General features: G+C 68.0%; 11 protein-coding genes. 4 read left to right on the top strand and 7 right to left on the bottom strand.

The features are described 5' to 3' along the window. Positions 1–68: 68 nt before the first annotated feature. Positions 69–3827: a transcription-repair coupling factor gene (gene mfd, locus J1M36_RS11410; protein ID WP_206479699.1), complete on the bottom strand. Its 3759-nt coding sequence runs from the start codon at positions 3825–3827 to the stop codon at positions 69–71. Between the two features lie 258 nt (positions 3828–4085). Between mfd and J1M36_RS11405 the strand changes: the two genes are divergently transcribed. Continuing rightward, positions 4086–4934, top strand: a complete 849-nt coding sequence (locus tag J1M36_RS11405; protein ID WP_206479695.1) for a uroporphyrinogen-III synthase — start codon at positions 4086–4088, stop codon at positions 4932–4934. Here J1M36_RS11405 and J1M36_RS11400 read toward each other — a convergent pair. Beyond that, positions 4907–5734, bottom strand: a complete 828-nt coding sequence (locus J1M36_RS11400) for a sirohydrochlorin chelatase (RefSeq protein WP_064846891.1) — start codon at positions 5732–5734, stop codon at positions 4907–4909. The two genes, J1M36_RS11405 and J1M36_RS11400, sit on opposite strands and share 28 nt — an antisense overlap. Before the next feature lie 137 nt (positions 5735–5871). Here J1M36_RS11400 and J1M36_RS11395 point away from each other — a divergent pair, with 137 nt between their 5' ends. After that, positions 5872–6372 carry a DUF2505 domain-containing protein gene (locus tag J1M36_RS11395; protein WP_035963632.1) on the top strand — a complete coding sequence of 167 codons (501 nt, stop codon included), beginning with the start codon at positions 5872–5874 and terminating at the stop codon, positions 6370–6372. 115 nt (positions 6373–6487) lie between these two features. After that, positions 6488–7783: a Na+/H+ antiporter NhaA gene (gene nhaA, locus J1M36_RS11390; RefSeq protein WP_206479692.1), complete on the top strand. Its 1296-nt coding sequence runs from the start codon at positions 6488–6490 to the stop codon at positions 7781–7783. 336 nt (positions 7784–8119) lie between these two features. On the opposite strand, the gene J1M36_RS12925 is transcribed toward nhaA, so the two are convergent. The 5 genes from J1M36_RS12925 to J1M36_RS11365 form a co-directional block, all read right to left on the bottom strand. Next, the gene (locus J1M36_RS12925; RefSeq protein ID WP_241247074.1) at positions 8120–8554 is read right to left on the bottom strand and encodes a transposase; all 435 of its coding nucleotides are present in this window, start codon (positions 8552–8554) and stop codon (positions 8120–8122) included. Between the two features lie 452 nt (positions 8555–9006). Next, positions 9007–9480 carry a Fe-S cluster assembly sulfur transfer protein SufU gene (sufU, locus tag J1M36_RS11380; protein ID WP_206400128.1) on the bottom strand — a complete coding sequence of 158 codons (474 nt, stop codon included), beginning with the start codon at positions 9478–9480 and terminating at the stop codon, positions 9007–9009. Next, entirely contained in the window at positions 9477–10772 is a 1296-nt protein-coding gene (locus J1M36_RS11375) for a SufS family cysteine desulfurase (protein WP_206479689.1), read from the bottom strand. Before J1M36_RS11375 ends, sufU begins: the two co-directional genes overlap by 4 nt. 174 nt (positions 10773–10946) lie before the next feature. After that, the gene (gene pth, locus J1M36_RS11370) at positions 10947–11531 is read right to left on the bottom strand and encodes an aminoacyl-tRNA hydrolase (protein WP_206479684.1); all 585 of its coding nucleotides are present in this window, start codon (positions 11529–11531) and stop codon (positions 10947–10949) included. Positions 11532–11711: 180 nt separating this feature from the next. After that, the gene (locus J1M36_RS11365) at positions 11712–12338 is read right to left on the bottom strand and encodes a 50S ribosomal protein L25/general stress protein Ctc (protein WP_206479674.1); all 627 of its coding nucleotides are present in this window, start codon (positions 12336–12338) and stop codon (positions 11712–11714) included. Positions 12339–12848: 510 nt separating this feature from the next. Between J1M36_RS11365 and J1M36_RS11360 the strand changes: the two genes are divergently transcribed. Beyond that, positions 12849–14327, top strand: a complete 1479-nt coding sequence (locus J1M36_RS11360; RefSeq protein ID WP_206479673.1) for a sugar transferase — start codon at positions 12849–12851, stop codon at positions 14325–14327. Positions 14328–14443 lie beyond the last annotated feature (116 nt).

Genomic DNA, 14443 nt, shown 5'->3' with positions numbered 1-14443 from the left:
CCGCGCCAAGGTACCCGGGGTGAGTCAGTACCCGGGCGAGGCGGCGCCCGGACGGGGCCGCGCTATCCCTACTGCGAGACCTCCTCCGTAGGTGCCTGTACCGGAGGGAAGATCGCGTCCAGCACCTCCCGTGCCCATGCGAGGATCTCCCCGTCCACGAGGTCCTTGCCCCCGATCCGCGCGGTCTTGGGTTTGGGGATCAGCGCCATGCGGGTGTCCGCCCCCGGGACCGACTTCACCTGCGCGCCCGGGTACATCCGGGTCAGGCGCATCTCGCGGGACTCGGTGAGCTCGGCCGGCGAGAACCGGATCATGGTGCCCTGGGTGGCCACGTCCGTGAGACCCGCGGCGCGCGCCCGGATCCGCAACCGGGCGACGTCGAGCAGGTTCTCCACCGGGGTGGGTAGCGGGCCGTAACGGTCCTTGAGTTCCTCGCCGGCCTCCGCGACGGCTTCTTCCGTGGCGGCGTTCGCGATCGTGCGGTACGCCTCGAGCCGCAAGCGCTCACCGGGCACGTAGTCGTGCGGGAGGTGGGCGTTGACGGGCAGCTCGATCTTCATCTCGGCGGGACCCGTGTCCTGGTCGCCGCGGTACTCGGCCACGGCCTCCCCCACGAGCCGCAGGTACATGTCGAAGCCCACGCCCGCGATGTGTCCGGACTGTTCCCCGCCCAGCAGGTTGCCCGCGCCGCGGATCTCGAGGTCCTTCATGGCCAATTGCAAACCCGAGCCGAGCTCGTTGTGGGCGGCCACGGCCTTGAGCCGTTCCAGTGCCGTCTCGCTGAGCGGTTTCTCCGTGGGGTACAGGAAATAGGCGTAGGCACGTTCACGCCCACGGCCCACGCGACCGCGCAACTGGTGCAGCTGCGACAGCCCGTAGCGGTCCGCGTGGTCCACGATCAGCGTGTTGGCGTTGGCGATGTCCAGGCCCGTTTCCACGATGGTGGTGCACACCAGGACGTCGAACTTCTTCTCCCAGAAGTCCACGATGATCTGCTCCAGGCGCGACTCACTCATCTGCCCGTGGGCCACCGCGATCCGCGCCTCGGGGACGAGTTCGGCGAGCGCTTTGGCCTGCGCCTCGATCGAGGAGACACGGTTGTGGATGAAAAACACCTGGCCCTCGCGCATGAGCTCACGCCGGATGGCCGCGGAGACCTGCTTGTCCGTGTAGGGCCCCGCGTACGTGAGCACGGGGTGGCGTTCCTCGGGCGGGGTCGCGAGCGTGGAGGTCTCACGGATGCCCGTCATGGACATCTCCAGCGTGCGCGGGATGGGGGTCGCGGACATGGCCAGGACGTCCACATCCGTGCGCATGGCCTTGAGCTTCTCCTTGTGCTCCACGCCGAAACGCTGTTCCTCGTCGATGATCACCAGGCCCAGGTTCTTGAACTGGGTCTCCTTGGAGAGCAGTCGGTGGGTCCCGATGACGACGTCGATCGCGCCGGAGCGCAGTCCCTCGAGCGTGGCCTTGGACTCCTTGGCGCTCTGGAACCGGGACAGCGTGGCCAGGCGCACCGGGAAGCCCGAGAAGCGTTCGGCGAAGGTCTCGGTGTGCTGCTGGGCGAGCAGCGTGGTGGGCACGAGCACGGCCACCTGTTTGCCGTCCTGCACGGCCTTGAACGCCGCGCGCACCGCGACCTCGGTCTTGCCGTAGCCCACGTCCCCGGAGATCAACCGGTCCATGGGGATGGGCCGTTCCATGTCCGCCTTGACCTCGTCGATCGTGGTGAGCTGATCCGGGGTCTCCACGTACGGGAAGGCCTGTTCGAGTTCGCGCTGCCACGGGGTGTCCGGGCCGAACGCGTACCCCTTGGACGCCATGCGCGCCGAGTACAGCCGGATCAGCTCGTTGGCGATCTCCTTGACGGCCTTCTTGGCGCTGCGCTTGGTCTTGTTCCAGTCCGCGCCACCCATCTTGGACAACGACGGCGCTTCCCCGCCCACGTACGTGCTCACCTGGTCGAGCTGCTCCGTGGGCACGAACAACCGGTCCCGGGGACCGTTGCGCTTGGACGGCGCGTACTCGAGCACGAGGTACTCGCGCACGGGCTTGGGTTGACCCGGGGCGGTCATGGCCCCGGCGATCGGTCGCTGCACGAGTTCGATGAACTGCCCGATCCCGTGCTGCTCGTGCACCACGTAGTCGCCCTTCTGCAGGGCCAGGGGGTCCACCTGGTTGCGCTTGCGCCGCTGCGGCAGTTTGCGCTGCGCCCGGTTGTCGTAGGCGGTGGAACGCCCGAGCACGTCCGCCTCGGTCAGCAGGGCGGTGCGCGTGGCCTCGATGACGAACCCGCGTCCGGCGCGGGCCGTGGTCAGTTCCACGAGACCGGCCCGGGGCACCTCCGTGAGGCTGTCGCACTGGGCGGCGGGGATCTCCGCCCCGTGCAGCAGCTCGCTCAGCCGCTGCAGCGGTCCGGGGCCGTCCGTGACGAGCACGACCCGCCAGTCGTCGTGCACGCGCTCCCCCAGGAAGCGCAGCATGGCTTCCACGTCCCCCGAGAACCGGGTGGGTTCGCGCGCCGTGACGGTCAGGGTGTCGGCGTCGGTGTCCGCGAGCCGGACCTCCTCGTCCGCGGTGTCGGCGTCGATCTGGGAGGTCGTCACGGCGTTGACGTTGAGCCCCGTGACGGACCACCACCCCACCGACCGGTCGAGCGCGAGTTCCCGGACCTCCCCCACGGTGTGGAAGGACCCGGCGGCGAGCGTGCGGGACGCGCCGTCGTCGGCGTCGAGCGCGGCGTGCAGGTCCAGCGGGGCGTCGTTGCCGCCCGAGGCGGACTCCCACGCGGCCGTGAGGAACTCCTGGTTGGTGGCCACGAGGTCGTGCGCGCGGGCCCGGACCTTCTCGGGTTCGAGCACCACGGTCATGGAGCCTTCGGGCAGCAGGGACATGAGCTGGACCATCTCGTCCGCGAGCAGTGGCGCGAGCGATTCCATGCCCTCCACGTACTGCCCGCCAGCAATACGCTCCAGGATCTCGCGCCCGCCCGGCAGCTGTTCCTTGAGCTTGGCGGCGCGCGACTGCACCGACGGGGTGATGAGTAGTTCGCGGCACGGCGGCGCCACGATCACGGACGGGTGTTCGGCATCGGTCAGCGTGCGCTGGTCCGCGACCGCGAACCACCGCATCTCGTCGAGCTCGTCCCCGAAGAACTCCGCGCGCACCGGGTGGTCCTCGGTGGGCGGGAAGACGTCGATGATGCCACCGCGCACCGCGAACTCACCGCGGCGGGTCACCATGTCCACGCGCGAATACGCTGCCCCGGCAAGACTTGTCACGAGCTGCTGGAAGTCGTACTCCTGGCCCGTGCGCAGCGTCACCGGTTTCATGGCACCCAGCCCGGCGACCACGGGCTGCAGCACCGAACGCACCGGCGCCACGACCACGCGCAGCGGCTGTTCCCCGTCCTGCGCGTGGTCCAGGCGCCGCAGCACGCTCAATCGCTGACCCACGGTGTCCGAGCGCGGCGAGAGTCGTTCGTGCGGCAGGGTTTCCCAGGACGGGAAGTTCGCGATCTGCTCGGCGGGCACGTAGGACGCGAGCCCCGACTGCAGTTCCTCGGCCTCACGTCCCGTAGCGGTCACGGCGAGCAGGATCGGGGTGGACCCCGCGGAACCGCCCTTGGCCCCGTCGGACGACGACGCTGCCCCGGCCCCGTCCGCGAGCCCCCGCGCGATCTGCGCGAGCACCGGCGCGCGCAAGCCGTCGGTCGCGCTGATGATCGTCTCGGCGGAGCGTTCCGTGAGCGGCCGGGCGGCCTGCGCGCGGATGTTCGCGAAGCTGCGGTCCTCGGAGAGCGCGGTGAGCAGACCGGTCAGGGACATGGGTGGCTGACTCCTGGTGGGTGCGGTGATCGGGACCTGTGGCCCCGCGCCCATGACGGGCGCGACGGAACGCGCTACAGCCTACTCGGGACGTCGGACACGATCCCCCGCGAGCGCCCCGTCCGGACCATGCCCTCGCAAGAAGTGCACCGGGTCGGCCGGACTCACGCGAGGTCAGCCCCGTACGCGAGCGCGCGGACCCGACACCCGTTCCCACGGCCGGACTCGCACCGGGCGGCCCGCTCGTACCCTGGAGACATGACAACAGCTGAGCACCCCGCCCTGACCGGACTGACCGTGGCCGTGACCGCGCATCGCCGCGCCGCCGAGCAGGGCGGGGCGTTCGAACGCCACGGGGCACGTGTGCTCCACGCGCCCGCGCTCAAGCTCGCCCCGGTGGACGAGGACGACGCCGTGTTGGCCACCGTGCGCGAGACGATCGCGACTCCCCCGGACGCCGTGCTCGTCACGACGGGCTACGGCTTCGACCGGTGGCTGCGCGTGGCCGAGCAGGAAGGGCTGGGTGACGAGCTGCTGAAGACGCTGCGCGGCGTCGTCGTCATGGCACGCGGAGCGAAGGCCCGGGGGCAGTTGCAGGCCAAGGGCGTGACGTGCGCGTACACGGGTGCGTCCGGGCGCACCGCGGAACTCGTGGGCCGCGTGCTCGCGGGGGATCCGGCAGCGCAGCGCCCCGCGACCGTGACCGTGCAGGTGCACGGCACCACGGACGAGGAGCAGCTCGAGCGGTTGCGCGCGGGTGGGATCGCGGTGCGCGTGGTGGCGCCCTATCAGTGGGGGTCCGCGGACGAGGGTTCCCGACTGGCCGGGCTCGTGCGCGACGTCGTGGCCGGGGAGATCGACTACGTCACGTTCACCGCCGCGCCCGCCGTGGACGCGCTGTTCGACGCCGCTCGCTCGGTGGGCGCGTACGACGAGTTGGTGGGCGCATTACGCGAGGGCCGGTGCACCGCGGTGGCGATCGGGCCGGTGTGTGTACAACCGCTCGAGGAAGCGGGCATCACGAACGCCGTGGTGCCCGAGCGGTTCCGCCTGGGGGCCATGGTCAAGGCCGTGTGCGATCACGCGCGGGAGGCCGCCTCGCGGTAGTGCTCCACAGTGAGCTCCATGAGTTCCGGGGGCACCGATCCGGGGTGGACGAGTAGCGGCTCGGCCACGACGTCGCCGCCGGCCGTGAGGACGCGACCGTGGAAGAAGCCCGGCGCCAGGAGGTACGGGACGAGCAGCACGCGCCCGGCATCGGCTGGCGTGGTTTCCGAGCTCTGCGCTGCGTACGGGCGCGATGCTCGACCGTGGGAGCCGGGCCGTTCGGAGTGTTGACCGAGCTCCGCGCGCGCGGCGGCCACGGCATCGGGAACCGAGGGCTGCGCCGCTGAGAGGTAGGCGGCCGTCACGGGCGTGCCCAGTGCATCGCCGAGGTATCGGGCCATGAGCTCGCAATCGTCCCGCGAACGGGGATCGGAGGATCCCGCCGCGACCATGAGCACGCGATCGGCCGGTGCGAGACCGGGTGCGCCCGCGGCGTCGAGCGCCTCGGTGAGCCGCCGGGCCATCACGCCCGCCAGGCGCCGGTCGGGGCCCAGTGCCGCGGCCACGACGTGCTGTGGTGAGGACTGGACGGCCCGGGCCATGTCCACGAACACGTGGTACCCGGCGGAGAGCAACAGCGGCACGACCACCGCGGGATGCTCGGCGTGTTCCCGGGTGCGCGCCACCAGGTCGGGTTCCTGGACGTCCACCCACGTGTCCACCACGTCCACCTCGGGAAGGGCCGCACGCACCTGCTCGACCAGGGCGGCGACGGCGCGTTGTCCCCGCTCGTCGCGGGTTCCGTGGGCGCACGCGAGCAGGACGGGAGCGGAGGCGGGATGCGGGTTCACACAGTCCATTGTGCCGGTTTCCCAGGTTGCGCGGCGCATCCGGGAGGCCGCGGTCGCGGGACCGATGACTAGGATGAGGGCAGCCCGCGCACCGTGTCCCATGGCGCGCGGAAACCGACGATTCGGCGACGACCCTGAGGAGCACCATGTCCGTCAACGCTTCCACCACCATCAAGGCCCCCGTGGACACCGTCCTGGCCACGTTCGTGGACGAGGCCTTCGTCCGTCACGTGAGCGCCTTGGCCGGAACGCAGTTCGAGTCCTTCGAGGTCAACGGGGACACCTCCACGGCGTTCACCGCGACCACCGTGCGCAGCATGGGCTCGGACAAGCTGCCGGACGTGGCGCAGAAGTTCGTCAAGGGCGGGGTGAAGCTCACCCAGGTGGACACGTACGGCGCCCCCGCCGCGGACGGTACCCGTACCGTGCGCACCGAGATCAAAGTGGCCGGTCTGCCCGTGGGAGCCACCGCGCACCAGACCATCAAGCCCCTGGGTGAGGACGAGACCTCGGTGGACGTCACCGGTGAGGTGCAGGCCAACATCCCGCTCGTGGGCAAGAAGATCGCCGCGGCCGCCGAGCCCTACATCGGCAAGGCCCTGACCCTGCAGGCCCGCCAGGCCGAGGCGTGGATCATCAAGAACTGAGCGCCTCGCGGGTCTAGGATGGCCGGGCGGGCACCATCGGTGCCCGCCCGGCCATCCTTCGTCCTACTCGACAACCGCGGTTCACCTGTGAACCACGTGACGGGAGTTCCTTGTCTTGAGCACAGACACGCAGACGTCCTCCGGTTCCGGTGGATCCTTCACGAATTTCCTGCGCCGGGACACCACCGGCGGTCTCTTCCTTCTGATCGCCATGGTGTTGGCCCTCGTGATCGCCAATTCCCCGTGGGGGGAGGTCTACTTCGGGCTGCGTGACACCGAGGTGGGCCCGAGTGTGGCCGGGCTGCAGCACACCGTGGGGCACTGGGCCTCGGACGGGCTGCTCGCGATCTTCTTCTTCCTCACGGGGTTGGAGTTGAAGACCGAGTTCGTGGACGGGGAACTGCACAACATCCGTAAGGCGATCCTGCCGGTCGTGGCCGCGTGCGGCGGCGTGCTCGTTCCCGCGTTGATCTTCCTGGGGGTCAACCTGGCCGCCGGTTCGGAGCGCACCGCGCTGCACGGCTGGGCGATCCCCACCGCCACGGACATCGCCTTCGCGGTGTCGGTGCTCGCGGTCGTGGGTTCGTCCCTTCCCGTGGCCATGCGCACGTTCCTGTTGACCCTGGCGGTCGTGGACGACCTCATCGCGATCGCGATCATCGCGTTCGTCTACACCGAGAGCGTGAACTTCCCGTTCCTGGGTGGGGCCGCGGTGCTGCTGGCACTGTACTGGTTCCTCACCCACAAGTTCATGGGGTGGTTCATGGCCCGGCACTGGGCCGCGTGGGTCATCCTGCTGCCCATCGGTGTGGTGACGTGGTGGCTGGTCTACGAGTCCGGGATCCACGCCACGATCGCGGGCGTGCTGCTGGGCTTCATGGTCCCCGTGCTCAAGCAGAAGCCGCGCATCATCCGTCAGGAGGACCCGCGCATGGGGTTGGCGCCCGCGCTCGAACACCGCTTCCGTCCGCTGTCCAACGGCTTCGTGATCCCCGTCTTCGCGTTCTTCTCGGCGGGTGTGGCCGTGGGCGGCTGGGACGGTGTGACCTCCGCCGCCACGGACCCGGTGGCCCTGGGCATCGTGGCCGGTCTACTGCTCGGCAAGCCCATCGGCATCTTCGGTGCCGCGTGGTTCATGGACCGTTTCACGTCCGCGGAGAAGGACCGGGACTACACGTGGTTCGACATGTTCGGCATGACGATCGTCGCGGGCATCGGGTTCACGGTGTCCCTGCTCGTGGGCGAACTGAGCTTCGGAGAGGGCAGCCCCCACGGCGACCACGCCAAGGTGGGGATTCTGTTCGGCTCCATGTTGGCCGCCGTCATTGGTGGCATCATGCTGCTGACCCGCAACGCCAAGTACAAGAAAATCCGGGCCCACGGCGTGGATCCGGACGTCTACGACAACTGATATGCAGGGGAGTTCTGTCGAGAGGGCAGGGTGAGGTGCCGTCCGGAAGCTATCCGGGCGGCGCCTCTTGTTGGCCCAGCCGGTGCTGGTCGGAAAGCATGTCAGGTGGCGACGCGCGGTCAGACTGATATGCGCGGGTTGGGTACCGCAGGACGGTGTTCGGCTAGAACGGACCGCGTGTCTACAATCGAGCGTGGCACCGCAACAGGAACGTCGTGCTGCTGCTCATAGTTGTATCGCGGGTCGCTCCACGCGCTACCTCCCGGGACCACCGGCGGGTCGGCTTGTAGGGGCGGGAGACCTATCCGGTGGCGGCCCCGCCCATCTGCTCATCCATCACGGCCAAGGACCAGCACCACCCGGCCGGTGCCAGGCTGCTTCAACCAGCAGCCGCCAGGCATGGGTGTTACCGGTCTTGGTGATCGGTCTTCGTACTCTGCTGGTTCCGGAGGAGTGCTCGCAGGGCACCAGCCCGACGAAGGCCCCGATGGTGTTACCGGTGAAGCGGTGCCAGTCCCCGATCTCCACTGCCAGCCCGAAGCCGGTCAGTGTGGAGATCCCGCGCAAGCACCCCAGCCGGTGGACGACCTCGGTGAATTGGGACTCGGCGGCCATCTGGGTAATCACTTGATCCAGTCGGTCACGGCGGTCGGCAGTGGCCAGAACCGTCTCGTGCTCGGCATCAAAAGCCATCCGCGTGGCCGGGGATTCCAAGTACTGGCGGGCCAGCCACGCGTGATGGGCCCCGGTCCAAGCCTGCCCCACCTTCATGGACGATCCCATGATGTAGCAGCAGCTTCGAGACCCGGTGGCGGGCGCGCATCAGATCTGAACGGCAGCCCTCCCGGGCCCGTACCAGAAACTGGGCGGCTTCTTGTTCCACCGACGGCACCACCACGCCAGTGACCTCATCCACACGCAGCAACCAGGCCAGGTGCACCGCGTCCTTCGCATCAGTTTTCACCCGGTCCCCAAAAGACCGTTGCAGCTTCAAGGGGCCGCCACCACACACCGGATCCCTTCTGCGTTCAACACCCGAGATGACCCGAAACCGATGGGGCCGGCCGTGTAGATCACCGCCACCGGCCCGGGCAGCTGGCGGATCCAGGACCGAATGTGATCGTGATCTGAAGTCAGCCGGGCATGTCCGGTAACCCACGAATCTCTGTGAGGGAGGCCCCGGCCCGCAACCCCTCCACGACAGACGGGTCACTAGGTACCGTTTAGACGGTCTTGGACGCCGCGTGCTTCACGGCGTCCTCGACGGCCACCCAGCTGAGCATCGCGCACTTCACGCGCGCCACGAACTTGGACACCCCCGCGAAAGCAGCGGCGTCGCCCAGGATCTCTTCATCCGGAGTCACCTGGCCACGCGACCGCAGCATGTCACGGAAGTGCTCAATCAACGTGTCCAGCTCGGGCAGGCTCATTCCCGGTGCCGTTTCCGCTAACACCGACGCCGCCGCCATGGAAATCGAGCAGCCCTCACCGTTCCACTCCACGGCCTCCACCGTGGGGGTCTCCCCGCCTGTCACCGTCACCCGCACGGTGATTTCATCACCGCACGTGGGGTTGTACTGATGCGACACTCCGCTGCGCTCACCAGCCGATGAAACGTCCTGGCTCGCCTCCCCACTGCGCTTGTGCGAGTGCTCCAAAATGATGGTCTGGTACAGCTGGTCCAATTCAGCGCTCATGAGCCCTCCGCCCGGAAGTAGCCGCGAACACGCGAAAGCTCGTCGAGGAAGCGATCGACGTCGTCGGTGGTGTTGTACAAATACGTGCTTGCGCGTGTGCTGGCCGTGAGGCCCAATTCGCGGTGGAGCGGCTGGGCGCAGTGGTGACCAACGCGCACGGCAATTCCCGCGGCATCCAGGAGCTGACCCACATCGTGCGCGTGCACCCCGGCCACGTCAATGCTGACCAGGCCCACGCGCTCCATCCCGGGTTCGGGACCGAGGAGACGAACGCCGTCGATCTCGGTGACACCTCGTGCCAACCGGCGGCCGAGTTCGGCCTCCCACGCCTCGATCCGGCCCATGCCGATCGCCTGCAGGTATCGCACGGCCTCAGCCCAGGCGACGGCCTGGCTGATGCGCTGGGTACCGGCATCGAAGCGGACGGGCGAGTCCAGATAGCGAGCGTGCTCGGTGGTGACCTCGGTGATCATGGAGCCGCCGGTGAGGAACGTGGGCAGCGCATTGAGCAACTCGTGGCGACCGTAGAGCGCGCCGATGCCCGTGGGACCCAGCATCTTGTGCGCGGAGAACACGGCGAAGTCCACGCCGAGCGCGGGAAAATCTATGGGCATGTGCGGCACGGATTGGCACGCATCGAGAACCGTGAGCGCGCCGATCTTTTGGGCCTCCCCCACGATGGCCTGCACATCCGTGATCGCACCGGTCACGTTGGACACGTGAGTGAACGCGACGAGCTTGGTGCGCTCCGAGACTGTGTCGGCAACCGCCTGGGGCGTGATCAGACCGCGCGCGTCCACGGGAACCACGCGCAGGCTCGCACCCGTGCGGGCTGCCAGTTCCTGCCACGGGATCAAATTCGCGTGGTGCTCCGCCTGGGTCGTGACGATCTCATCATCGGGCCCCACTCGAAACCGCTCCGCGTTCTCGGAACCATTGGAACCTGCGGTCGCGTTGGACATCGCGTAACTGAGCAGGTTCAGCCCCTCGGTGGCGTTGGAGGTCCAGACCAGTGAATAAGGGTCCGCACCCACGAAGTGCGCGATCGTGGCCCGTGCGTCCTCGAAGAGATCCGTGGCCTCGACGGCCAGCGTGTGGGCGCCGCGGTGGACCGCTGCACGATGATGCAGGGTGAAGTCGCGTTCCGCGTCAGCGACCGCCAGGGGCACCTGGGAGGTGGCACCGGTGTCTAGGTACACCAACGGATGACCCGCCACCTGCGATTCGGTGAGAAGCGGGAAATCCTGCTTCAGCTTCAAGACCTGCTCGTTGTCCAAGGGGGTTGTGGGCATGACTCCTTCTTACGAGCTTCCGCTCCTTGACGAACGCTGCGGGCATTTCGACTGTAGTCCGGTGCGAGCACGGTGACGAATGGTGATTACGCAGTGTTGAGCCCACCGTCACTATGGGCCGGGTCCGCGGTGTCACCGGCCGGCGCGGGCCGGACGCGAGAACCCGGCCCGGTGTCAGGACAATCTGGCGTGGAAATGCTGTTGCGTGTCGGTGAGTCCCCGCTCGCTGAGCATCTCGACCGCGTCGGCGGCGTCGGAGACGAGCAGCGGCAGTTCTTTGGCCTGCGCGCCGGAAAATCGCTTGAGCACATAATCGGCGGTATCCATGCGTCCCGGGGGTCGACCCACGCCCACGCGAACCCGGATGTAATCCCTGGTTCCCAGAGCCTTGGTGATGTCCCGCAGCCCGTTGTGACCGCCCTCCCCACCACCGCGCTTGAGCTTAACGGCACCGAAGGACAGGTCAACGTCGTCGTGGACCACCACGAGATCGTCCGCACCCAGGGAGTAGTACTTGGCCAGCGCGCTCACAGGCCCCCCGGAGACGTTCATGTAGCTCAGGGGCTGGGCCAACACGAGTCGCGGCGCCCCCGGACGTATCCGGGTCTCCGCCACGGCGGCGCGCGCCTTGTGGGCGGAGAGTTTCACGCCGGCGCGCTGCGCGAGTTCGGCCACGACCATGGCACCGATGTTGTGCCGGGTCCCCGCGTAGCGGTCCCCCGGGTTGCCCAGTCCCACGACCAGCGTCCGCTGCGTCATCTCGTGTCCCTTCTTCCGGGCGGGGGCCCCGCTCGTTCGTCCCGCACCGTATCGAGTGTCGGATTGTTCGTTGCCGGGGCCGTGTCCGGACCCGGGGACGACGGCGGCGGCAGGCACACGTGGTGCTTGCCGCCGCTCATCACATCGCCTCAACCCGTTACGGACGGGCGATCACTCGGATCACTCGTCGTCCGAGGACTCCTCGGACGATTCCTGCGCGGTCTCGCCCTCGGCGTCCTCGGTCTCCGGCTCCTCACCCAGGTCCTGCTCCACGGGCTCGGACACGTTGATGACCAGCAGCTCGGGGTCGGACACGAGCGTGACACCGGAGGGCAGGGTCATGTCCGCGGCGTAGACGTGCTCGCCGGCCTCGCGGCCCTCGATGTCCACGACGACGTTCTCAGGAACCTTCAGCGCGTCGGCCTCGACGAGCAGGACGTTCTCCTCCACGTTGTGCACGGCGGTCGCGGCGACCTCGCCCTCGACGGTCACGGGGATCTCGACCTCGACACGCTCACCGCGGCGCACGGTCAGCAGGTCGATGTGCAGGATCTCGGGGCGCACGGGGTGGCGCTGGACGTCCTTGATCATCGCGAGGTGGCCCTCGCCGTCCACGTCGATCTCGAGCACGGCGTTGGAGTTACGGGACGCGAGCATCATGTCGTGGCCCGGCAGGATCACGTGCAGCGGCTCGGCACCGTGGCCGTAGATCACGGCGGGGATCTGGTCGTTGGCGCGCACGCGGCGGGAGTAGCCCTTGCCGAACTCGGTGCGCAGGGTCGCGGGAATGGTGATGACGTCCACCATGGCGGTTCTCCTTCGATCGTGGGTCTGGTTGGTTACCGTCAGACCGTCCGAGTCACGGTGGAGGTGCTCGCACCGTGCGTCCCGAACGTTGTTACGACCGACGTGGTGCGGTACCCCACTCGCCCACCGCTCGGGATGCACTCACCGGTCGCGGTAGATCGTAAGGATCCACAAGCCGTCGTCGATAACGGGGCGGGACGACCGCCCCCTCGCCTTGGCAACGGGCCCACAATAGCACGTGCCCCACCCCCGGCGCCGCCTCCGGGTTTGACCCCCAAGCGGGCGACGACACGGCCCCGTCAAGGACGTCACATGTCCACAATTCTGTACTGATTCATGAACTCTGGGGGTATTCGAGCAGGTGAGAGAGTATGTTGACTAATTAGCGGGCGTAAATCTCGGGGGAGATGAACACCGCGGTGCGGGGACTCGTTGGGAACGGTCCACGCATCGGAGCGAGCGCGTGGGGCGTCTCGCCGTCGAACGGTTTTGGGGGAAGGTTCGTCGACCGTGTTCCAGCATGCAAGCCAGAAACACAAGCACCTGTCGTGGCGCGAGAGCTACCAGACGGAACTGAGGATCTACGACGCTTTGTCCCTGGTGCTCGCGCTCGCCGCGGCCCAGGCCCTGCGGTTCGGCTGGTTGCAGGGGTTGCTGCAGGTGGACGTGCTGCCCGTGCCCTACTGGCTCGTGGGGCTGCTGCTGGCCGTGGGGTGGTGGCTGTGGCTCGAGCTGCGCGGCACCCGCGGTGTGCGGCTAATCGGTAACGGTGCGGAGGAGGCAAAGCAGCTCGTCACGGCCTCGCTCACGTTGTTCGCCGCGATCGCCATCGCCTCCTACGCCTTCAACGTGCCCACGGCGCGCGGGTACATCCTGATCGCACTGCCTCTCGGCACACTGGCCCTTTTCGCAGGACGCATGTGGGCGCGGCGTCAACTCATGCAGCGGCGCAAGAACGGGCTCAACATGTCCCGCACCATGGTGGTGGGTCGCTTCCCGGGGGCGGTGGAACTTGTTGGAGAGCTGCAGAGTCGCCCGGACGCCGGGTTCAACCCCGTGGCGGTCTATATGCCCACCTCGCACCACCAACTGCCGCAGTCCCTGCACTCCGTGCGGGTACCCGTCAACGCACTCGCGCCGGAGGAACGCCCGAGCGTCCAGGGGATCATGCAGGCGTGCCGCGAGCACGACATCGAGACGCTCGTGATGGCCGCCGCCGTACCCCTGAACACCACTGAGATCCGCCACCTGGGCTGGGCGCTCGCGGACGAGCGGATCCGACTGGTCATGAACACCGGGCTCACGGACGTGGCCGGACCCCGGATCCACACCCAGCAGCTCGTGGGTCTGCCGCTGATCCACGTGGCCACCCCGCGTTTCACCCGGTCCAAGAAGATCGTCAAGCGCATCATCGACGTCACCGGCTCTCTGGCCGCGCTGATCATCCTCTTCCCCGTGATGCTCGTGCTGGGCATCCTGGTCAAGGCGCACGACGGCGGTCCCGCGTTCTTCGCGCAGGAGCGCGTGGGGATTGACGGCACCCGGTTCCGGATGCTCAAGTTCCGTTCCATGTACACGGACGCCGAGGAACGCAAGGCCGCCCTGATGGCCGCCAATGAGTCTCAGGGGGACGTGCTCTTCAAGATGAAGGATGATCCCCGCGTGACCGCACCCGGCAAGTGGATGCGCCGGTTCAGCCTGGACGAGCTGCCGCAGTTCATCAACGTGCTCAACGGCACCATGTCCCTCGTGGGGCCCCGCCCGCCGCTGGCCAGCGAGGTGGACAAGTACGAGCAGCACGTCTACCGCCGCTTGCGTGTGCGCCCCGGGATCACTGGCCTGTGGCAGGTCTCCGGTCGTTCGGACCTCGACTGGAACCAGACCGTGCGCCTGGACCTGTACTACGTGGACAACTGGTCGCCGGTGCAGGACTTGATCATCATGCTGCGGACCGTGCGCGCGGTCTTCGCATCCGAAGGCGCCTACTGAGGTCGAAATCAGAAGTATTTCTTCTCGAAATGCAATCGTGATGACCGTTGCGTGTGAGATACATCAAATTCCTGGGTGACCACTTACACTTTCTAGTGCGTCCCCCTGGCCGCTCG

The organism is Kocuria sp. KRD140, assembly GCF_017168375.1.
Classification (GTDB): Bacteria; Actinomycetota; Actinomycetes; order Actinomycetales; family Micrococcaceae; genus Kocuria; species Kocuria marina.
This window is presented reverse-complemented; position numbering and strand designations above follow the sequence as displayed.

Coding starts and splice junctions, on each gene's coding strand:
- J1M36_RS11395 (WP_035963632.1), top strand. CDS start 5,872: ATGTCCGTCAACGCTTCCACCACCATCAAGGCCCCCGTGGACACCGTC.
- J1M36_RS11405 (WP_206479695.1), top strand. CDS start 4,086: ATGACAACAGCTGAGCACCCCGCCCTGACCGGACTGACCGTGGCCGTG.
- J1M36_RS11400 (WP_064846891.1), bottom strand. CDS start 5,734: ATGGACTGTGTGAACCCGCATCCCGCCTCCGCTCCCGTCCTGCTCGCG.
- J1M36_RS11365 (WP_206479674.1), bottom strand. CDS start 12,338: ATGGTGGACGTCATCACCATTCCCGCGACCCTGCGCACCGAGTTCGGC.
- mfd (WP_206479699.1), bottom strand. CDS start 3,827: ATGTCCCTGACCGGTCTGCTCACCGCGCTCTCCGAGGACCGCAGCTTC.
- sufU (WP_206400128.1), bottom strand. CDS start 9,480: ATGAGCGCTGAATTGGACCAGCTGTACCAGACCATCATTTTGGAGCAC.
- J1M36_RS11375 (WP_206479689.1), bottom strand. CDS start 10,772: ATGCCCACAACCCCCTTGGACAACGAGCAGGTCTTGAAGCTGAAGCAG.
- pth (WP_206479684.1), bottom strand. CDS start 11,531: ATGACGCAGCGGACGCTGGTCGTGGGACTGGGCAACCCGGGGGACCGC.
- J1M36_RS12925 (WP_241247074.1), bottom strand. CDS start 8,554: ATGAAGGTGGGGCAGGCTTGGACCGGGGCCCATCACGCGTGGCTGGCC.